This is a genomic window from Pseudomonas sp. R4-84, assembly GCF_054130985.1.
On record NZ_CP096390.1, the window covers coordinates 4,093,558 to 4,113,902 of the forward strand.

Genomic DNA, 20,345 nt, shown 5'->3' on the forward strand with positions numbered 1-20,345 from the left:
GCTCAGCCAGCCTCTCTAAGCACGGGGCCGGAGGACACCGCCAGGGAAAACAGCGCACCATGGCCGACTTCGACATTCAGTAATTGCTCGCGTGGCAACCCCCGGGCCTGGGCCAGTAGCAAGCGCATCACGCCGCCATGACTGACCAGCAACACGCGCTGACCGGCATATGCGAGGTGCAAGCGCTCGACCGCCGCCAGCACCCGCGCCGAAAACGCTAATACCGGCTCACCTCCGGGAGGTGTGAAGGCGTAAGGATCGGCCCAAAAGCGACCGAGGGCCTCGGCGTCGGTCTCCATCAATGCCGCCGCGCTGCGACCTTCCCAGGCGCCGAAATGCAACTCTTGCAAGTCTTTGTCCGCCTGCACCGGAACGCCAAGCCGGGCGCCAAGTTGTTCGGCGAAACGGGCGCATCGCTGCAATGGCGAGCACACCAGGCGATCCCACGGCCCGCCTTGGGCGACCGCCTCGTGCATCTGCTCCCAGCCCCTGGCCGTCAGGGCGTCGTCGAGGCTGCCGCGCAAGCCGCCGCCCAGCTCGGTTTCACCGTGACGCAGCAGGTCCAGGCGCAAGGTCATGCCGGGCGATCCGCCACGGCCGCTTCGGCAAACGTCGCCATCTGCCCGTGAAGGTCACAGGCCAGGCGCAACAACGGCACCGCCAGCGCCGCGCCACTGCCCTCGCCCAGGCGCAAGCCCAAGTCCAGCAGCGGTTCGGCGCCGAGGGTTTCCAACACGTGCCGGTGACCCGGCTCGGCACCGCGATGACCGAACAGCAGCCATGGGCAACATCCGGGATTGAGCCGCACCGCCACCAGCGCCGCTACGCTGCAGATAAACCCATCCACCAGCACGGCGACGCCCTGCTGAGCGCAGGCCAGGTACGCACCGACCAACGCCGCGATTTCGAAACCGCCGAGGTTGAACAATGTCTGCAACGGGTCGCCGCTCGCACCACCGTGCAACGCCAGGGCCCGCTCGATCACCTGGGCCTTGCGGCTGATACCTGCCGCGTCCAAGCCCGTGCCCGGCCCGACCAGGTGCGTCACCGGGCAGTCGAGCAAGGCACAGGCCAGGGCACTGGCGGCAGTGGTATTACCGATGCCCATCTCGCCGCCGATGAACAATTGCGTTCCAGCCGCGACCGCGCGCGCCACGCTGTCGCGTCCGGCTTGCAGGGCCTGTTCGCCTTGCGCCAGGGTCATCGCCGGCCCCCGGACGAAATTCGCCGTGCCAGGACCCAGGTTCAAATGGCGCACGCCGTGCAAATTCAGCGAAGGCGTTACAGTGCCCAGGTCGATCACTTCCAGGGACGCGCCCAATTGCCGCGTCAGAACGCTGATGGCCGCGCCGCCGTTGACGAAGTTGAGCAACATCTGCCCGGTGACTTCCTGGGGATACGCCGAGACACCTTCGGCCACGACGCCATGATCACCGGCAAAAATCGCAACCCACAACCGGTCGAGGTTCGGTTTGACCTGCCCTTGCAGGCCCGCCATTTGCACCGCCACCGATTCCAGCCGCCCCAGGGAGCCGGCCGGTTTGGTCAGCTGTTGCTGACGGGCCGCGGCCTGTTCCAGCGCTTGGGTATCGACGGGCTTGCACGGGTCCAGCCACCAGCGGTGATTCATAACGCAGTTCCTTTAAGGGTCAGGGGCAAGCCGGCGACGGTGAACACGACGCGCTGACAACGTTCGGCCAGGGCTTGATGCAGCCAACCGGCTTCATCGACATAACGACGGGTCAACTCCCCCAGCGGCACGACGCCCATGCCGGTCTCGTTGCTGACGAATATGACCTCGCCGGGAAGCGCACTGATGCAGTCCAGCAGCGCTTCACGCTCGGCGACCAGCCGGTCGGCGTCATCAAGCATCAGCAGGTTGGTGAGCCAGAGCGTCAGGCAATCCACCAACAGGCATTGATCATGCGCGGCGTTTTCTTCCAGCACCCGCGCCAGCGCCAACGGTTCCTCCACCAGCGCCCATTCGGCCGGGCGCCGGGCGCGGTGCTGGGCGACACGCTCGTTCATTTCGCCGTCCAGGGGTTGGCTGGTGGCGATGTAAGTCACCGGCAAGCCTGTGCTCGCGGCGAGTTTTTCGGCCAGGCGACTCTTGCCCGAGCGGGCGCCGCCGAGGATCAGTTGGAGCATGTTCATACCCTTTCAAAATAGGCGGTGTGGGTGCCGGCCCCTTCGCGAGCAGGCCCGCTCCCACAGGATCTCTGTGCGCCGCAAGACCAATGCGGGAGCGAGCCTGCTCGCGACGACGCCAGCCCAGCCACCCTAGATCCCACAGAGCTCACGCAGCAGCCCGGTGTCCAGATGCCGCTCCACCAAATCCGCCAACCGTTCGATATCTCGCTCGCGCAAGCCGTGGTAATCCACCGTCTGTACGTCCTTCAGACCCGACCAACGCAGCAATGCACTGCTGGCTGCCGGCGACTCAAAGAGCCCATGCAGATAAGTACCAAAAATCTGTCCATCGCGGCTCTGGGCGCCATCGCAACGGCCATCGTCCAAGCGCACCGCCGCATGTTCCAGGGCCGCGCCGACGGTGACGCCCGCATGGATTTCGTAGCCGCTGACCTCGGCGTCTTCCAGGGTCAGTCGCCCGCGGACGTTGCGCAGTTGCTTTTCGCGCTCCAGGGTCGTTTCGAAATCCAACAAGCCCAACCCAGCGCTGGAACCTGCCACGCCTTCCAGCCCGAGCGGATCGTGGACCTGCTGGCCGAGCATCTGCAAACCGCCGCAGATACCCAATAACTTGCCGCCGTAGCGCAAGTGGCGCTGGATGGCCGTTTCCCAGCCATTAGCCCGCAGGTAGGCCAAATCGCTGCGCACGCTTTTGGACCCGGGCAGGATAATCAGGTCGGCAGGCGGGATGGCCTGGCCAGGGCCAATGAATTGCAGGTCGACCTGCGGATGCAGGCGCAGCGGGTCGAAATCGGTGTGGTTGCTGATGCGCGGCAGCACCGGCACCACCACCTTGAGCACCTGTTCAGCCTTGTCGGCCTGGCGCTGGTCGAGGCCATCCTCGGCCTCCAGGTGCAGGTCCATTACATACGGCAACACGCCGATCACCGGTTTGCCAGTGCGCGTTTCCAACCAATCCAGCCCCGGCTGCAGCAAGGCGATATCACCGCGAAAACGATTGATGATGAAACCCTTTACCCGCGCCTGCTCGCTGGGCGAAAGCAACTCCAGTGTGCCGACCAGATGGGCGAATACCCCGCCACGATTGATGTCGGCGATCAGCAGCACTGGGCAGTCCACCGCCTCGGCAAAGCCCATATTGGCGATGTCCCCGGCCCGCAGGTTGATCTCCGCCGGCGATCCCGCGCCTTCCACCATGACGACCGGGTATGTCGCGCTCAAGCGCGCGTGGGAGGCCAGTACCGCTTGCATCGCGATGGCTTTGTAATCGTGATAGGCCACCGCGTTCATGGTGGTCACGGCACGGCCATGGATGATGACCTGTGCGCCCGTATCGCTGTTGGGCTTGAGCAGCACCGGATTCATGTCGGTATGGGGCTCGAGGCCACTGGCCTGTGCCTGAACAGCCTGGGCCCGGCCGATTTCGCCACCGTCGGCAGTCACCGCGCTGTTGAGCGCCATGTTCTGCGGCTTGAACGGCACCACCCTCACACCCTGGCGCGTAACCCAACGGCAGAGCGCCGTGACCAAGGTACTTTTGCCGGCATCGGAGGTGGTGCCCTGCACCATCAAGGTTGTCATCGAATGTCCTTGGCGTAGGCCTCGAAAGCCTGCTCGAGGCGCAGGAACCCGGCATCATCGGCGGGCAACCCGAAACGCAGGCTGCTGGTGTGGGTGAACAGGCGCAGCAGAATGCCGCGATGGGCCATGAATTCATACAGGGCCTGGGCGTGCGGGGTGACCAGCCACTGGAACAATGCGCAGCCGCCCTGGGGCTTGAAGCCGAAGCGTTGCAGCGTCGATGCCAGGCGTTGGCTGGTTTCTTCGCAGCGCTGTCGTTGACGAACCTGGGCCTCGGTATCCAGAAGACACGCCTCGCCCAGGACCCGGGTCGGCCCGCTCACCGCCCAGGGTCCGACTTGCTCGGCGAGCAGCTTGAGCAAACGCCGCTCCGCCAGGACAAACCCCAGGCGAACCCCGGCCAGGCCAAAGAACTTGCCAAACGATCGCAATACAATCAGCCCGACCTGATGGGCGTGGGCGCTGAGGCTCAGATGCGGTGTCATGTCCATGAACGCTTCATCCACCACCAGCCAGCCACCGCGCTGGGCCAACCGTGCGTGCCAATTCAGCAAGCGTTCGGGGCTCAGGCTCAGGCCCGTGGGGTTGTTCGGATTGACCACCACCAGCACGTCGAGGCTGTCGAGGAAAAAATCGACTTCCGTCTCCAGCACTTCGCGCACGATGTACCCGCTGCGGCGCCAGGCTTCGGCGTGCTCGGCGTAACAGGGCGACAAAACACCCACCTTGCCGGCCCGGCGCAGGCGCGGCAACAGCTGGATGGCCATCTGCGAACCGGCCACCGGCAACACGTGCGTCGCTTCGTAATAATCGCAGGCGGCCTGCTCCAATCCATCTTCGGCCTCGGGCAGGCGCGCCCAGGCCCGCAGCGGGATCGGCGGAACGTCGAACGGCCAGGGCGCCAGGCCGCTGGACAGGTCGAGCCAGTCGGCCTCGGCAATGCCATATTGCCGGGAAGCCTTGCGCAGTCGTCCACCATGCTCAAGCATAAAACTCGGCTCCGAGGCAGAGAATCAGCAGCCACAACCATACGCCGCGTTGCACCAATTGCCAGCCGCGATCAATGGAATCGGCACTGGCCGGCACGCCTTCGCCCAAGGACGGACGTTGGTGCAGCTCGCCGTGGTAGATCGCCGCGCCGCCCAGTTCCACGCCCAGCGCTCCGGCGCCGGCGGCCATCACCGGCCCGGCATTGGGGCTGTCCCAGGTTGGCCCCTGGGTGCGCCAACATCTGAACGCCAGTCGGGTCTTGCCGAGCAACGCGTAGGTCAGGGCCACCAGGCGCGCGGGAATATAGTTGAGCATGTCGTCGATCTTTGCCGCCGCCCAGCCAAAACGTTCGAAGCGCTCGTTGCGATAACCCCACATGGCGTCGAGGGTATTGCTCAACCGATACAACACCACGCCAGGCGCGCCAGCCACCGCGAACCAGAACAAGGCGGCGAACACCGCGTCGCTGCCGTTTTCCAACACCGACTCGGTGGCGGCGCGGGCCACGGCGTTTTCATCCAACTCGGCGGTTTCGCGGCTGACCAGATAACTCACCCGCTGGCGTGCCTCGTCCAGATCGCCACTGCGCAACGCCCGGGCCACTGGCTCGACATGTTCACCAAGGCTGCGCAAGCCGAGGGCGCAATACAACGCGAGAATGTCCACCAGCCACCCTACCAGGGGCGCCCAGGACAAGGCTGTGGCCAGCAACGTCAAGGGCAGCACGGCGATGATCCACGCCGTGACACCGTGACTGCGCCAGCCCCGTCCACCGGAGTTGAAACGCTGTTCGATACGATTGGCAAGACGGCCGAACGCGACCAGAGGATGCCAGCGCCGGGGCTCGCCCAGCAACGCATCCAGCGCCACCGCGGCGGCACTGAGCAACGCTACGCTCATGGACGCACTCCCCAGCGATTTTCATAAATCAGTTCCTCGAGCGGCCGCGGTTTCGCCCAGCCTTCCAAGGCGAGCATGGGCGCTGGATAAAAGCCCTCGACCGGCCCCAGGCACAGGATCGCCAGGGGTTTTGCGCCTTCCGGCAGGCCCAACAGATCGGCCAGGGCCTGGGGCTCGAACAACGACACCCAGCCCATCCCCAGCCCTTCGACGCGGGCCGCCAGCCACAGATTCTGGATCGCGCAGGACAGCGAGGCCAAGTCCATTTCCGGCAAGGTCCGGCGACCGAAAATGTGCCGCTCGCGGTCGTCCATCAACGCGGCCACCAGCACTTCGGCGCAGTCGTGGATACCTTCCACCTTGAGCTTCATGAATTCATCACTACGCTCGCCCAGGGCTTCAGCGGTGCGAATGCGCTCTTCTTCCACCAGGTTCTGGATTTCACCGCGCAAGGCGCGATCGCTGATGCGCAGAAACCGCCACGGCTGCATCAGCCCGACGCTAGGCGCCTGGTGCGCGGCTTCGAGCAGGCGGCGCAGCAATTGCGGCTCGACGCTGCCGCCGATGAAATGACGCATGTCTCGGCGTTCGGCGATGGCGCGGTAGACGGCCTCGCGTTCTGCTTGGGAAAAAGTGCTGTCTGTCATGGCCGATTCGCGAGCAGGCTCGCTCCCACACTGGCAGGCATCGTACTGGAGGTCACACCATCCCCTGTGGGAGCGAGCCTGTTCGCGAAGGCTGCTTCTCGGTCCGGCGCAAACAAAGCGGCAATCGCCCTCGGATTGGACGGAAAATAAAAATGCACGTACGACGCCGTCATCCGCCCTTGTCGGAAAACCGCCTCCGCCCCTCGCCCGCCATTGGGGCTATGCCCACGGGCAATCGGCTCAAGCGTGGTGCTGGTCAAGGAATGATGATAGGTATGCCCGCGCAGGTTGCCTTCCGGCAGATCCACCGATTGCAGCGCGAGGGCCGCCAAGCGTTTTTGCATCTGCGCATCGCCGCTCAACATACCCACCAGTTCGGCGCGCGTGCCGTCGACGTCGGTGAGTGAATCAAGCAGATATAGCATGCCGCCGCATTCGGCGAGCAAGGGTTTATCGGATGCATGGTGGGCGCGGATCGCCGCCAGCATGGGCGCGTTTTGCGCCAGGGCAACGTGGTGCAGCTCGGGATATCCACCGGGTAGATAGAGGCTGTCCGCCTCGGGTAATTGGGTGTCGTGGATCGGCGAAAAGAAACTCAACTGCGCGCCCATGGCTTGCAGCAGATCGAGGCTGGCGCCATAAGTAAAGGCAAATGCCTCATCACGGGCCACGGCGATGCGGACGCCGTCGAGCCACCGCTCAACGGCCGTCAGTTCCGGCGCCGCGAACTCCACCGAAGGCGGCAATGCCACTTCACAACTGCCCGCCAGCGCCTCGGCGGCGGCATCGAGACGCACGTCCAGGTCATTCAATTCGCTGGCCTGCACCAGGCCAAGATGGCGGCTCGGCAGCTCGATGCCGGTTTCCCGCGAAAGCGCGCCGTACCAGCGCAAGCCTTCAGTCAGGCTCCCTTCGAGCAATTGCGCGTGGCGCAAGGTGCCGACCCGATTGGCCAAGACCCCGGCGAAGGGCAAATCCGGCTGATACCGTGCCAGGCCCAAGGCCAAGGCACCGAATGTCTGGGCCATGGCCGTGCCATCGATAACCGCCAGCACCGGCACGCCGAAATGCCGGGCCAGGTCGGCGCTAGACGGTGTGCCGTCGAACAGCCCCATCACGCCTTCAATCAAAATCAGGTCCGCTTCTGCGGCGGCTTCCCACAACAACCGGCGACTTTCCTGCTCTCCGACCATCCACATGTCCAACTGATAGACCGGCGCGCCACTGGCTCGCTCAAGGATCATTGGATCGAGGAAGTCGGGACCACACTTGAACACGCGCACCTTGCGCCCCTGGTTGCGGTGCAACCGGGCCAGAGCCGCGGTGACGGTGGTCTTGCCCTGGCCTGAAGCCGGGGCGGCAATCAAGACCGCCGGGCAATGGCGGCTGGCGGTCGACACTCGGCTCACAGTTCGACGCCTTTCTGCGCCTTTATCCCGGCCTGGAAAGCGTGCTTGATCATGCCCATTTCGGTCACGGTGTCGGCCAGCTCGATCATCTCGGGCTTGGCGCCGCGGCCTGTCACGATCACATGTTGCATGGGCGGACGAGCCTGCAGATCACTCAAGACCTGATCCAGGTCGAGGTAACCGTGCTTGAGGGCGATGTTCAGTTCGTCGAGCACCACCAGCCCAATGGACGGGTCGCTGAGCAACTCACGGGACACCGCCCACGCGGCTTCGGCGGCGGCAATGTCGCGCTGGCGATCCTGGGTTTCCCAGGTAAAGCCCTCTCCCATGACATGGAAGCGCACCTGCTCCGGGAAGCGGCGGAAAAACAGCTCCTCGCCGGTGCTGTTGCGACCCTTGATGAATTGCACCACGCCACATTGCATGCCGTGCCCCATGGCCCGGGCCAGCATGCCGAACGCAGAACTGCTCTTGCCCTTGCCGTTGCCGGTCAGCACCAGCAGAAGGCCGCACTCGTTGGGCGAATTGGCGATGCGCTCGTCAATCACGGCTTTCTTGCGCAGCATGCGCGCCAGGTGGCGTTCGTCGCGATCGGGCGTGTCGGTCATGGGGGAGCTCTCCGTTGGGACTGGATAACGGCGGGCGGGCATAAAAAAGGACGGCAACGAGCCTGGCATCGCCCACCGTGATGCCGTTGGATGAATCAGGCCGGTCTCCGGGCTCATGAGCGGCGTAACGCCTGGCTGTGCGCCTTCCCATGTCATGCGACACAGTGGCCTATACGCAGCCTTGACTCATTTACCGTTGCGGGGGCAGCGCCGGGTTTGTGTGCACGCACCGGCTTCCCTGTTTCACCCTATCGGCCATTGCCATAGAGCACCTGAAACAAGCCGCGAAGGTTAGAGGGTTGGGGGTTGAGCGTCAATTAAAGCCGCGATGGGCAGCGCAATGGATATTGGCCGGAATCAATAAGCTGACGTCAATCTTGTGTGATCCTGCGGCAAGTGATATCAAAGAGATACTACGACCCGATATCACAAGAACAAGAGGGCAAATGCGATGCAAGGCATGATCATCAGCAATCCGAAACTGGAATTCCTGCGCCCGGTGCTGGAACGCTGGTTCGATTGTATCGACCGCTACAACGCCGTGCGCGGCGATAACGACACACCCTATTGGCACAATGAAAAAGCCAATCTCGGTCTGCTGTCGGCCGCAGCCTGGATGGCGGAGATGGTCACGCTGCAGGACGCAGCGACTCGCAAGCAGAATGAAGAAGGCGAACGTAATGTCAGCGCCGATCTGTTGATTGCCAGCAGCGATGAACGCGCCTACATCCAGAGCACGCAGCGCTGGCCGAAGGTCAACAACCTGAACCTGACCCAACCGTTGCTGGAAGCCACCAGCGACGCCAAGCGGATCAGCTACGCCAGCGACCTGAAACTGGGTTGCCTGTTCATCGCCCCGCAAAAAGCCCAGCAAAGCGCGACGCCAGAAGAGTTGCAGGACATGATCGATGACCTGCAAAAGGAAAACACCTGCGCCGTGGCCTGGTACTTCCCTTATGCCTACCGCAAGTTGCGCAACGAGGCCGGACACTATCACCCAGGGGTCGCGGTGCTGTTCAAGCAGGCTCATGGTTGATTGTGGCAGCGAGCCTGCTCGCTAGACGGGGGAACAATCCGCATCTCACTGCCAGGTTGACCTGCTTTCGCGAGCAGGCTCGCTCCCACAGGAAAATCGTTTGCCAGGCGGGCGGCCCCACCGTTGAACCATCCCACGTCTACGCTTCTCTATGAGTAATCACATGCACTCATAGGGAAGTCCGCATGCTCAAGCCAAATCACCTGTTGATCGCCGCCCTTGCTACAGGGCTTGTCGCTTGCGGCGAGTCGTCGACATTGCAGGTTTCCGACGGCATCGGCCCGTCACCGAAACTGCCCGAGCCGAACAAGACCCTGATGCCCACGGTGAACATCGCTGAAGCCATCGGATGGCCGGACGGCGCCAAGCCAACCCCGGCCCCAGGCCTGAAGGTGGTTGCCTTTGCCGAAGGCCTGGATCATCCGCGCTGGCTTTACGTGCTACCCAACGGCGATGTATTGGTGGCCGAAACCAACGCTCCCCCCAAGCCCGACGATACCCAAGGCATTCGTGGCTGGGTCATGAAGAAAGTCATGGACCGCGCCGGCGCTGGCGTCCCCAGCCCCAATCGCATCACCCTGCTGCGGGACGCCAATCACGACGGCGTCGCCGAAACCCGGACGATTTTCCTGGAAAACCTCAACTCCCCGTTCGGCATGACGCTGGTGGGCAATGACCTCTATGTGGCCGACACCGACCGGTTGATCCGTTTCCCTTACAAGGAAGGCGATACGCAAATAAAGGCGCAACCCACCAAGGTTGTCGATTTGCCCGGCGGCCCCCTCAACCACCACTGGACCAAGAACGTCATTGCCAGCCGGGACGGTAGCAAGTTGTACGTCACGACCGGCTCCAACAGCAACGTCGCGGAAAATGGCATGGACGCGGAAGAAGGCCGCGCGGCCATCTGGGAGGTGGATCGGGCCACCGGCAGTCACCGCATCTTCGCCTCAGGGCTGCGCAACCCCAACGGCCTGGCCTGGGAGCCTCGCAGCGGCGCCCTGTGGACGGCGGTCAACGAACGGGATGAGATCGGCAGCGACTTGGTGCCGGACTACATCACCTCGGTGAAGGACGGCGGCTTTTATGGCTGGCCGTACAGCTACTACGGGCAGAACATCGACGTGCGCGTCGAGCCGCAAAATCCCGAACTTGTGGCCAAGGCCATTGCTCCCGACTATGCCGTCGGCCCTCATACGGCTTCATTGGGCCTGACCTTCGCCGAAGGCGGCACATTGCCCGCGCCGTTTACAGAAGGCGCCTTCATCGGGCAACACGGCTCCTGGAACCGCAAGCCCCACAGTGGCTACAAAGTAATCTTCGTCCCGTTCAATGCCGGCAAACCCGTGGGCCAGCCCGTGGACGTGCTGACCGGTTTCCTCAACGCAGACGAAAAAGCCCAGGGGCGGCCGGTGGGCGTGGTGATCGATAAACAAGGTGGGTTGTTGGTGGCTGATGACGTAGGGAACAAGATCTGGCGGGTATCGAAAAATTAACGCTCAAACCGATCCCCGTGGCGAGGGAGCAAGCTCCTCGCCACAAGAGCGATCCAGCGTCGCAAAAAATCAATCGTCAGGGTCAGGGATTACGCGCCAGATGTTCCGGTTGCAACACCCGCTTGGCACCGAGGTAGGCCTTCTGCCAATAGGCCTTGGACAGACTGTCGAGCTTTACCGTGCCGCCAGTGGCCGGTGCGTGGACGAAACGTCCCTCCCCTACATAAATCCCGGCATGGCTGACCTGGGATCCACCATTGGTGGCGAAGAACACCAGGTCGCCCGTCTGCAACGCATCTTTGCCGACCTCTGGCGCGCGCATGCTGATCATTTCGCGGGTGGAACGCGGCAAAGAGATCCCGGCAGCGTCACGGTACACATAGCCGATCAAACCGCTGCAATCGAAACCTGAGTCCGGCGTGTTGCCACCCCAACGATAGGGCGTCCCCACCAAGCCCAGCGCACGGAAAAGCACGTCTTCAGCGGCGGGAGAAAAAGTCTGGGAGGGCGCGAATACCACTGGAGCCCGCACTGGCGCGGGCGGTGGGGTGCGACTGGCGCAGGCGCTGAGCAGCGCGGCAAGAACAATCAGAACGAGGCGGGCCGACGTCGACATATGCGGAACAATCCTGATCTGGATGCGGCTTTTCTGCCGTGGAGATGGAAACAAATCCGCCCGCGTAGTACGCAGGCGGATTGCCATCAATCAATGATCTAGGATTCTAGCGGCTATGGGACAAACTTCAAGTAAGACTTTAAGTTTGCCCTACAAACTGTGCGCTTACTTGCGAGCCGTGACCACGGTCGGTGCCATGGCAAGGGCACGCTTGGCTTCGATGAAGGTCTTGCTCCAGTAGCTGTCGCCCAGGCTGTCGATTCGCACCCCACCGCTGCGGCGGCTGCTGGAGTGGATGAACTGGTTGTCGCCCAGGTAGATACCGGCGTGACTGACCCGACCGCGACGACCATTGGTGCTGAAAAACAGCAGGTCGCCGGGCTCAAGCTGGTTGCGAGCAACCAGCGGGGCATTCACGTTGATCATTTCGCGGGTGGAACGGGGCAGGTTCATGCCCGCCTCTTCACGAAACAGGTAACCGATGAAGCCACTGCAATCGAAGCCGGCCTCGGAGGTACCGCCAAAACGGTAACGAGTGCCAATCAAGGACATGCCGCGTTCCAGGATGCTGTCCGCCAGCACCGGAAGCTGATAAGGCTTGCTGCCGGCGAAGTCTGCCAGCTCTTTATCGGAGGCCACTTCTTCCTGGAACGCAACGGAGGAAGATTGGGCAGTTACAGAACTCTTGACTTGGGGTTGCTGCGCTTGCTGGGACACTGGAGAGTGGGCAGCGCAACCGAACAACAGGGTAACGAGTGCGAGAGGCACGAGGGGTGCGAAGCGACTGAGCATGGGCACGACCGTGGCTGAAGTAGTAAAGATGGCGAGACTATGCCTTCTATCAACCTCATTTGCAAATTCAATCGATGCAAATGTGACTTCTCGGTTTTTCGTTTACATCTAAGCGCTTAAGCCCATTTTGAACGGTGCCGAGGGAGCTTGCTCCCGCTGGGCCGGTCCGACGCCTCGGGCGCAGCGGCCCCTTTTGTGAGCGCTTCGCTCAAGCGGAAGCAAGCTCCCTCGCCACAAAAGATCTCGTCCAAGAAATTTTCACCACCCCAAGGTTTCTTTCAAAAAAGGAATCGTCAGCTTGCGCTGGGCCTGGAGCGATGCCTGGTCGAGGCGTTCGAGCAATTCGAACAATGCGCTCATGCTGCGCGTGCCGCGGGTGAGGATGAAATGACCAACCTCGTCGGTCAGGTGCAGGCCACGTCGCGAAGCACGCAGTTGTAATGCCCGTAGCTTGTCCTCATCGGAAAGCGCACGCATCTGGAAAATCAGCGCCAGGGTCAGGCGCGATTTCAGGTCCGCCAGCTTCACCGGCAATTCCCGTGGCGAGGTCGATGCGGCGATCAACAGGCGTCGGCCGCTGTCGCGCAGTCGGTTGAACAAATGAAACAGCGCCTCTTCCCAGTCCGCCTTGCCGGCCACGGCCTGCAGGTCATCCAGGCAGACCAGTTCGTACTGCTCGAGGTTGTCGAGGATTTCAACGCCGCGATCCATCAGTTCCGCCAACGGCAGGTAGACAGCCGGCTCGCCCAACTGCTCGAACCGCAAGCAGGCGGCCTGCAAAAGGTGCGTGCGCCCTACTCCGTCCTTGCCCCACAGGTAGATCAGGCTTTCGGTCCAGCCAGCGTCGGCTTCGCAAAGCCGCTCGACATAGCCGAGTGCAGCGGCATTGGCGCCTGGGTAGTAGTTGATAAAGGTGGCGTCATCACGCAGACGCACACCAAGGGGCAGCTGAATCGGTTTCATGCTGACTGAACGGCTCCAAAGGAACCATTAGTGGCCTCTGTGTAAAGTTTGCAAAGTTTATACCCGTGACGCAGACCGCACAATGCGCCGGACCACGAGCAAAATCAAAGGTTTGCAGCGACAAGGGAGCGAAGCGTCAGTTTCCCTGACGTCCCGCCCTGGATTAAACCTACAGTTCGGGGTCTTCAACGCCGCTGTAGATGTCCGAATCCTTGTACAGATCGTGCATATGCCGCACCAGCACCATGATCACCGCCGCCACCGGCAGCGCCAGCAGGATCCCGGTAAAGCCGAACAGCTCGCCCCCCGCCAGGATCGCAAAGATCACCGCCACTGGATGCAAGCCAATGCGATCACCCACCAGCAACGGCGTCAGCACCATGCCTTCCAGGGCCTGCCCGACCATGAACACCGCCACGATACCAACCATGGGATACAGGTCCCCGCCAAACTGGAAGAGTCCGGCGATCAACGCCGCGCCAATTCCAATGACGAAGCCCATGTAGGGCACGATGGCCGCCAATCCGGCGATCATGCCAATCAGCAACCCCAGTTCCAGCCCTACCAGCATCAACCCCGCCGCATAAATAAAGCCCAGCGCGACCATGACCAGCAGTTGCCCGCGCACGAACGCCCCCAACACTTCATGGCATTCGCCGGTGAGCGTCATGATGCGTTCTTCACGGTGACGCGGCAGCAGGCTGCGGATCTTGGCCATCATCAGGTCCCAGTCGCGCAGCAGATAGAACGCTACCACCGGAATGAGCACCAGATTCGCCAGCCAGCCGATCAACGCCAGGCTCGAAGCCGTGGCCTGGCTCAACACCACACCGACAATATCGGTGGTCTGTCCCATATGTTCGCTGATGGCCGCCTTGACCTTGTCGAACTTCCAGAAGCCATCGGCCAGCCCCAATTTCGACTGCACCCAAGGCACCGCGGTGTGTTGCAGCCAATCAAGCATCTGCGGCGCCAGCTCATACAGGCGCAACAGTTGCTTGGCGAGCATGGGGATCAATATCAGCAACAGGGCACTGACGATCAAGGTGAACAGCGCGAACACCGCCACCACGCCCCACGTCCTGGACAAGCCGAGTTTTTCCAGGCGATCCACCACCGGATCGAACAGATAGGCCAACAGCAGCGCAACCAGGAACGGCGTGAGAATCGGGTGCAGCAAGTAGATAAACGCAATCAGCAGGGCGACCCCACCCAACCAGAACCAACGCCGCGTATCGCCCATGAACCACTCCTGACTCTATAAAGGAAGAAATCCTACCAGCGAAACCGCAGGTTCGGGGTCGGCGCCGGTGTTGGCTGCGCGGGCGAGATTGTTCCATCGGCAGCAGGCTGAGCCACGGGCGGCGGCGCGACAACCTCACCGGCGGGTACTTCCTGGAGTTTCGCCAAGGCCAGTTGTGCCTTCAACTGCTCGGCGCTGCCATTGACCTTGTAGACGATCACGTCGCCTTCGACCCGCTGCAACTGCCCACCGAACGGTTCGAGCAACCGCCCTAGCGCCGCGTAACGTTCGAGGTTCATGCCCTGCACTTCGAGCAATTGTTCCGTCGCCACCCCCGGCTTGGCCACGAAGCGCGGCGCCAAGCGCTGGCTCACCGCCAACATCACGGCGTCGGCCAGTGCGGCAGAATCGCCGCCCTGGGCACTGCCCTGCTCGCGCTGGTCGCCCAGCCACAGGCGCCACGTCGCTTGCCACTGCCCACCCTCTTCCTTGGCGTGGACCGCCAGCAACGCGTCGGAACCATAACGCTCCGACACCTCGCGCAACGGCGCCGGGTCGTTGCCTTCAAGGTTCGGCGCAGTGGCGACAATCTGCTCGCTCAAGTCCGCCAGCGGCAGGTGCAGCGGCAAGCCCCGGTACTGGGCAGCGCGGCGCAACGGCGTGGCGCTGGCCTGTCCATCCCCCACCAGGCTGGAACCTTCTACCGAGTCGTTGAGCCACCAGCCCAGGATCGAGGGGCGATTCGCGCCCCACAGCGACAACCCCGCCGAACGCAACGCCCGGTCGGTGCTGGCGGGATCGAAATCCACCTGCAGACTTTCCGGCGGGCCGGCGTCGTAGCCATATTGAAGAATGATTTGTTGCGGGTCCTTGCGGATCGCCGCCAGGCCAGGGTTCTGCGCGGCCTTGGTGTCGCCGGTCAGGCGCAGCACCAGGGTATCCAGCGCTCGCAAGGTTGCCTGGTTACGCTCGTCCGGTGCCTGGCTGCTGACCGGTTCACGTACCTGATAAAGGTTGTTGAGGGTTTCGGCATGGCTCGCCAGGCTGATCAGCGACAGGCAGCCAACAGACAAGAGTTTGAACAAACGCATGGAAAATTCCCGGACAAAACGGCTGGCACCGGCCGTGTGGAGAAGACTGAGCATGGCTGTGACACGGCGCCCGGCAAAACATTCAGCCGCCCGAGGCAAGTTTCGACACCGTCACAACCACAGTCGCTTACCGCTACACCTTATACAGACGCGCCGTGCAGTACCAACAGAAGAAATATCGGTTTTTTTGGCGGATATGACCCTGCCCGTCGGCGCGAGGATGGCCGCTGCCCCACAAGCCTGATAAAATCGCGCGCCTTCGCAGACCGGCAATGGCTGGGCATCCGGAATTATCGTACATCGGTTATCCAAGGGCCCCGGCGATCGGTCGTTACCCAGAATTCCCCCCTTTAAAGGCCTGGATCATGAGCAAGCAACCTTCCCTGAGCTACAAGGACGCCGGTGTGGACATCGACGCCGGTGAAGCATTGGTCGAACGCATCAAGAGCGTCGCCAAGCGCACTGCGCGCCCGGAAGTCATGGGCGGCCTGGGCGGTTTCGGCGCCCTCTGCGAGATCCCGGCCGGCTACAAGCAACCGGTACTGGTCTCGGGCACCGACGGCGTCGGCACCAAGCTGCGCCTGGCCCTGAACCTGAACAAGCACGACAGCATCGGCATCGACCTGGTGGCCATGTGCGTGAACGACCTGGTGGTCTGCGGCGCCGAGCCGCTGTTTTTCCTCGATTACTACGCCACCGGCAAACTGAACGTCGACACCGCTGCCCAGGTCGTGACCGGCATCGGCGCCGGCTGTGAGCTGTCCGGCTGCTCCCTGGTGGGCGGCGAAACCGCTGAAATGCCTGGCATGTATGAAGGCGAAGACTACGACCTGGCCGGTTTCTGCGTAGGCGTCGTGGAAAAAGCCGAAATCATCGACGGCTCGAAAGTTGCCGCCGGCGATGCCCTGCTTGCCTTGCCTTCCTCCGGCCCGCACTCCAACGGCTACTCGCTGATCCGCAAGATCATCGAAGTCTCGGGCGCGGACATCGAGAACACCCAGCTCGACGGCAAGCCGCTGGCCGACCTGCTGATGGCCCCGACCCGCATCTACGTCAAGCCGCTGCTCAAGCTGATCAAGGACACCGGCGCCGTCAAGGCCATGGCCCACATCACCGGTGGTGGCCTGTTGGACAACATCCCGCGCGTGCTGCCAAAAGGCGCCCAGGCCGTGGTCGACGTGGCGAGCTGGACCCGCCCGGCGGTATTCGACTGGCTGCAGGAAAAAGGCAACGTCGACGAAACCGAAATGCACCGCGTGTTGAACTGCGGCGTGGGCATGGTCATCTGCGTGGCCCAGGAGCACGTCGAGACTGCCCTGAACGTGCTGCGTGACGCAGGCGAACAGCCTTGGGTCATCGGCCAGATCGCCACCGCGGCCGAAGGCGCTGCGCAAGTCGAGCTGCAAAACCTTAAGGCACACTGATGTCCGCAACCTGTGACGTGGTGGTGCTGCTGTCCGGCACCGGCAGTAACTTGCAGGCCCTGATCGACAGCACGCGGACCGGCGACAGCCCGGTCCGTATCCGCGCGGTGATTTCCAACCGCGCTGATGCCTACGGCCTGCAACGTGCCACGGACGCAGGGATCGATACCCGCGTCCTGGATCACAAGGCATACGAAGGCCGCGAAGCCTTCGATGCCGCGTTGATCGAACAGATCGACGCCTTCAATCCGCAACTGGTGGTATTGGCCGGTTTCATGCGCATCCTCAGCGCCGGCTTCGTGCGTCATTACCAAGGCCGCCTGTTCAATATCCATCCTTCGCTGCTGCCCAAATACAAAGGGTTACACACTCACCAGCGGGCGCTGGAGGCCGGAGACACGGAGCATGGCTGCTCGGTGCACTTCGTCACCGAGGAACTCGATGGCGGACCACTGGTCGTACAGGCAGTAATACCGGTAGAGTTGCACGACACGCCGCAAAGCCTGGCGCAACGGGTCCATGCCCGCGAGCACCAGATCTACCCGATGGCTGTGCGTTGGTTTGCCGAAGGCCGGCTGGCCCTCGATGATCGGGGAGCCTCACTGGACGGCCAGTTGCTCGCCGCCAGCGGCCATTTGATTCGATACTAGGAGATTTTATGCGTCGCGCCCTGCTCTTCGCTTGCGCTCTGCTTGCCCTGCCCCTGGCACAAGCGGCAGACCTTCAACCGTTCTCCGCCAGCTACACCGCCGACTGGAAGCAGTTGCCCATGAGCGGCACCGCCGAACGCAGCCTGACCAAAGAGGCCAACGGCATCTGGAAGCTGAGCTTCAAGGCTTCGATGATGATCGCCAGCCTGACCGAAGAAAGCACCCTGACCCTGGACAAGGACACTCTCCTGCCACAGTCCTACCACTTCGAGCGCGGTGGTCTGGGCAAGGCAAAGAAGGCTGATCTGGACTTCGACTGGAACACCAAGATGGTCACCGGCACCGATCGCGGTGACGCGGTCAAGATCCCGCTGAACCGGGGCATGGTCGACAAATCCACTTATCAGCTCGCCCTTCAGCATGACGTCGCGGCCGGCAAGAAAAGCATGAGCTACCAGGTCGTTGATGATGGCGAAGTCGATACCTATGACTTCCGCGTGCTGGGCTCGGAGAAAGTCGACACCAAGGCCGGCCAGATCGACGCGATCAAGGTCGAGCGCGTGCGCGACCCGACACAGAGCAAGCGCATCACCGTGCTTTGGTTCGCCAAGGATTGGGACTATCTGCTGGTACGCCTGCAACAGGTCGAGACCGACGGCAAGGAGTACAACATCATGCTCCAGGACGGCACGGTCAACGGCAAGGCTGTGAAAGGCAGCTGATCCACATCAACAACACGAAGCCCCGCATACGCGGGGCTTTTTTTTGTTCGCTATTCCAAGCCCACCACCTGCCCCTGTGGGAGCGAGCCTGCTTGACGACATGAAAACTTCTTCATGAAAAACCACCTGCGACCGAATGCCGCGCACCGCCTGGCCTCCAGGATCGTTGCACTTTCCATGAAAACTTCTTAACGAACCGAGGGATTTACCTAGCACGCTATCAAAATCTATAACAAAACCCTGCACACGCCTTGCTGCAGATAACAGAGATTGGAGCTTGCAAGATGACTGTGAAAGTGACTGAACGCGACGACGCCCACATGTCCCACGAAGGCATTGCCGCCGGCATCCGGATCTGGGATGTGCATCAACAGGATTTGCTGGTGGGGATGTTCCACTCCGAAACGGACGCACACAGCTATAAGGCCGAGCTGGAGCGAGAGGAACTGCAGCGCTTGCGTGAGACCGCGCAATCCTGAAAAACAACATATACCCTAATGTGGGAGCGAGCCTGCTCGCGAAAGCAGTGTGTCAGCCAATACTGTTTGACTGATGTACCGCTTTCGCGAGCAGGCTCGCTCCCACAGGTCGTCCACAGGTCTTGCGATCAGTTCATTCTCACCACATCAAATCATCAGGAATCTGATAAGCCGCGTACGGATCATCGGCATCGACTTCTTCAGTCTGGGTGTTGAGCTGGACGATGCGCTTGGGATCGCGCTCCTGGATTTTAAGCGCCGCTTCACGCGGGATCACTTCATAGCCGCCGGCGTGGTGGACGATCGCCAGGGAGCCGCTGCTCAGCTTGTTGCGCATCAGCGCGTTGACCGAAATGCGCTTGACCTTCTTGTCATCGACAAAGTTGTAGTAGTCGTCAGTGGTCAGCTTTGGCAGGCGCGAGACTTCAATCAATTGCTTGATCTGCGCCGCACGGGCTTTCTGCTCGGCCTTTTCCTGCTGCTGACGGTTGAGCTCCTGGTCGCGCTTGACCTTTTCGGCCATGGCTTCCTGAGCCGCCCGCTGCTGGGAATCATCCAGTTCGACCTGGCCTTTGTGGGCCAGGCGCTGCTGTTTCTGTTTCTCTTTGCCGACCTGCTTGGCCTGCTTTTGGTTGACCAGCCCTGCTTTGAGTAACTGGTCGCGAAGGGAAAGGCTCATGGTGCTTACTCACTTAGGCAACGGCCTCAGCCGCAGCTGGGCAAATTCTTTTCCTGACGTTTGGCTTCGCCCCACAAGGCGTCCAACTCTTCGAGGGTGCAATCTTCCATGGGACGACGGGTGTCGCGCAATGCCTGTTCGATAAATCGGAACCGTCGCTCGAACTTTGCGTTGGCGCCACGCAGGGCAGTCTCGGGATCGACCTTGAGGTGTCGCGCCAGGTTGACCACGCTGAACAACAGGTCACCCACCTCGTCATTGATGGCAGCCGGATCATTGTCCGCCATGGCTTCGAGCACTTCGTCCAGCTCCTCGCGAACCTTGTCCAGTACCGGCAACGGCCCCGGCCAGTCGAACCCCACCTGTGCGGCACGCTTCTGCAACTTTGCCGAACGGGACAAGGCCGGCAGCGCCGCTGGCACATCGTCGAGCAGCGACAATTGCTCGGGCGCCGACGTCTTTTCAGCTCGCTCCTGTGCCTTGATTTCCTCCCAGCGCTGCTTCACCTGCTCTTCGCTCAGGCGCGGAATATCCACGGGCGCATACAACTCACCGGTGGGAAACACGTGGGGATGGCGACGGATCAGCTTGCGGGTGATGCTGTCGACCACGCCGGCGAATTCGAAACGGTTCTCCTCCCGGGCCAACTGGCTGTAATACACCACTTGGAACAGCAGGTCGCCCAACTCACCCTGCAAATGATCAAGATCGCCACGCTCGATCGCGTCAGCCACTTCATACGCTTCTTCCAGGGTATGGGGAACGATGGTGGCGTATGTTTGCTTGATGTCCCAGGGGCAACCGTACTGCGGGTCCCGCAGGCGGTTCATCAGGTGGAGCAGGTCTTCGAGGCTGTACATCAATCCGT

Annotated in this window: 22 protein-coding genes and 1 riboswitch; of the genes, 6 read left to right on the forward strand and 16 right to left on the reverse strand. The window is 62.1% G+C overall.

Annotation, left to right across the window (positions count from 1 at the left end):
* Nucleotides 1-2 precede the first annotated feature (2 nt).
* The 9 genes from cobC to cobO all read right to left on the reverse strand — a co-directional run bounded on the left by cobC (nt 3) and on the right by cobO (nt 8,286).
* Nucleotides 3-578, reverse strand: coding sequence for an alpha-ribazole phosphatase family protein (gene cobC, locus M1D68_RS18680; RefSeq protein WP_434676001.1), 576 nt, complete (start codon nt 576-578; stop codon nt 3-5).
* Entirely contained in the window at nt 575-1,630 is a 1,056-nt protein-coding gene (gene cobT, locus M1D68_RS18685; protein WP_457968017.1) for a nicotinate-nucleotide--dimethylbenzimidazole phosphoribosyltransferase, read from the reverse strand. The genes cobC and cobT overlap by 4 nt, the downstream gene beginning before the upstream one ends.
* Nucleotides 1,627-2,148, reverse strand: a complete 522-nt coding sequence (cobU, locus tag M1D68_RS18690) for a bifunctional adenosylcobinamide kinase/adenosylcobinamide-phosphate guanylyltransferase (RefSeq protein WP_457970763.1) — start codon at nt 2,146-2,148, stop codon at nt 1,627-1,629. The genes cobT and cobU overlap by 4 nt, the downstream gene beginning before the upstream one ends.
* 132 nt (nt 2,149-2,280) lie before the next feature.
* On the reverse strand, nt 2,281-3,732 hold the full coding sequence (locus M1D68_RS18695) for a cobyric acid synthase (RefSeq protein ID WP_434560177.1): 1,452 nt from the start codon (nt 3,730-3,732) through the stop codon (nt 2,281-2,283).
* Complete coding sequence (gene cobD / locus M1D68_RS18700) at nt 3,729-4,721, reverse strand: threonine-phosphate decarboxylase CobD (protein WP_434607273.1); 993 nt, start codon at nt 4,719-4,721, stop codon at nt 3,729-3,731. The genes M1D68_RS18695 and cobD overlap by 4 nt, the downstream gene beginning before the upstream one ends.
* On the reverse strand, nt 4,714-5,622 hold the full coding sequence (cbiB, locus tag M1D68_RS18705; RefSeq protein ID WP_434675999.1) for an adenosylcobinamide-phosphate synthase CbiB: 909 nt from the start codon (nt 5,620-5,622) through the stop codon (nt 4,714-4,716). Before cbiB ends, cobD begins: the two co-directional genes overlap by 8 nt.
* A complete protein-coding gene (gene bluB, locus M1D68_RS18710) occupies nt 5,619-6,269 on the reverse strand; it encodes a 5,6-dimethylbenzimidazole synthase (RefSeq protein ID WP_434675998.1) in 651 nt (216 codons plus the stop codon). Before bluB ends, cbiB begins: the two co-directional genes overlap by 4 nt.
* Nucleotides 6,266-7,678: a cobyrinate a,c-diamide synthase gene (locus M1D68_RS18715; RefSeq protein ID WP_457968018.1), complete on the reverse strand. Its 1,413-nt coding sequence runs from the start codon at nt 7,676-7,678 to the stop codon at nt 6,266-6,268. Before M1D68_RS18715 ends, bluB begins: the two co-directional genes overlap by 4 nt.
* A complete protein-coding gene (gene cobO, locus M1D68_RS18720) occupies nt 7,675-8,286 on the reverse strand; it encodes a cob(I)yrinic acid a,c-diamide adenosyltransferase (protein ID WP_420767442.1) in 612 nt (203 codons plus the stop codon). Before cobO ends, M1D68_RS18715 begins: the two co-directional genes overlap by 4 nt.
* Nucleotides 8,287-8,367: 81 nt before the next feature.
* Nucleotides 8,368-8,577, reverse strand: a riboswitch (cobalamin riboswitch).
* A 160-nt stretch (nt 8,578-8,737) separates the two neighbouring features.
* Between cobO and M1D68_RS18725 the strand changes: the two genes are divergently transcribed.
* Both M1D68_RS18725 and M1D68_RS18730 read left to right on the forward strand, forming a co-directional pair.
* Nucleotides 8,738-9,322 (forward strand): hypothetical protein, encoded by a 585-nt coding sequence (locus M1D68_RS18725; RefSeq protein WP_434560187.1) that lies wholly within the window; start codon nt 8,738-8,740, stop codon nt 9,320-9,322.
* A 185-nt stretch (nt 9,323-9,507) separates the two neighbouring features.
* Nucleotides 9,508-10,818: a PQQ-dependent sugar dehydrogenase gene (locus tag M1D68_RS18730; RefSeq protein WP_434675996.1), complete on the forward strand. Its 1,311-nt coding sequence runs from the start codon at nt 9,508-9,510 to the stop codon at nt 10,816-10,818.
* A gap of 82 nt (nt 10,819-10,900) precedes the next feature.
* Here the strand turns inward: M1D68_RS18730 and M1D68_RS18735 are convergent, their stop codons facing one another.
* The 5 genes from M1D68_RS18735 to M1D68_RS18755 form a co-directional block, all read right to left on the reverse strand.
* Nucleotides 10,901-11,434, reverse strand: a complete 534-nt coding sequence (locus M1D68_RS18735) for a C40 family peptidase (RefSeq protein ID WP_420767445.1) — start codon at nt 11,432-11,434, stop codon at nt 10,901-10,903.
* 165 nt (nt 11,435-11,599) lie between these two features.
* On the reverse strand, nt 11,600-12,226 hold the full coding sequence (locus M1D68_RS18740) for a C40 family peptidase (RefSeq protein ID WP_420767446.1): 627 nt from the start codon (nt 12,224-12,226) through the stop codon (nt 11,600-11,602).
* A 258-nt stretch (nt 12,227-12,484) separates the two neighbouring features.
* Complete coding sequence (gene hda / locus M1D68_RS18745) at nt 12,485-13,189, reverse strand: DnaA regulatory inactivator Hda (RefSeq protein WP_420767447.1); 705 nt, start codon at nt 13,187-13,189, stop codon at nt 12,485-12,487.
* Between the two features lie 169 nt (nt 13,190-13,358).
* On the reverse strand, nt 13,359-14,432 hold the full coding sequence (locus tag M1D68_RS18750) for an AI-2E family transporter (RefSeq protein ID WP_457968019.1): 1,074 nt from the start codon (nt 14,430-14,432) through the stop codon (nt 13,359-13,361).
* 32 nt (nt 14,433-14,464) lie between these two features.
* Nucleotides 14,465-15,523: a DUF2066 domain-containing protein gene (locus tag M1D68_RS18755; protein WP_457968020.1), complete on the reverse strand. Its 1,059-nt coding sequence runs from the start codon at nt 15,521-15,523 to the stop codon at nt 14,465-14,467.
* Nucleotides 15,524-15,888: 365 nt separating this feature from the next.
* On the opposite strand from M1D68_RS18755, the gene purM reads away from it, so the two are divergent.
* The 4 genes from purM (at nt 15,889) to M1D68_RS18775 (ending at nt 18,798) form a co-directional block, all read left to right on the forward strand.
* Nucleotides 15,889-16,947: a phosphoribosylformylglycinamidine cyclo-ligase gene (gene purM, locus M1D68_RS18760; RefSeq protein WP_420767450.1), complete on the forward strand. Its 1,059-nt coding sequence runs from the start codon at nt 15,889-15,891 to the stop codon at nt 16,945-16,947.
* Nucleotides 16,947-17,597, forward strand: coding sequence for a phosphoribosylglycinamide formyltransferase (purN, locus tag M1D68_RS18765; RefSeq protein WP_434560195.1), 651 nt, complete (start codon nt 16,947-16,949; stop codon nt 17,595-17,597). The genes purM and purN overlap by 1 nt, the downstream gene beginning before the upstream one ends.
* A gap of 8 nt (nt 17,598-17,605) precedes the next feature.
* A complete protein-coding gene (locus M1D68_RS18770; RefSeq protein ID WP_420767452.1) occupies nt 17,606-18,319 on the forward strand; it encodes a DUF3108 domain-containing protein in 714 nt (237 codons plus the stop codon).
* A 284-nt stretch (nt 18,320-18,603) separates the two neighbouring features.
* A complete protein-coding gene (locus M1D68_RS18775) occupies nt 18,604-18,798 on the forward strand; it encodes a hypothetical protein (protein WP_420767453.1) in 195 nt (64 codons plus the stop codon).
* Nucleotides 18,799-18,937: 139 nt separating this feature from the next.
* Here the strand turns inward: M1D68_RS18775 and M1D68_RS18780 are convergent, their stop codons facing one another.
* A complete protein-coding gene (locus M1D68_RS18780; protein ID WP_420767454.1) occupies nt 18,938-19,477 on the reverse strand; it encodes a DUF2058 domain-containing protein in 540 nt (179 codons plus the stop codon).
* A 26-nt stretch (nt 19,478-19,503) separates the two neighbouring features.
* Nucleotides 19,504-20,337 (reverse strand): nucleoside triphosphate pyrophosphohydrolase, encoded by an 834-nt coding sequence (gene mazG, locus M1D68_RS18785; RefSeq protein WP_420767455.1) that lies wholly within the window; start codon nt 20,335-20,337, stop codon nt 19,504-19,506.
* Between the last annotated feature and the right edge of the window lie 8 nt (nt 20,338-20,345).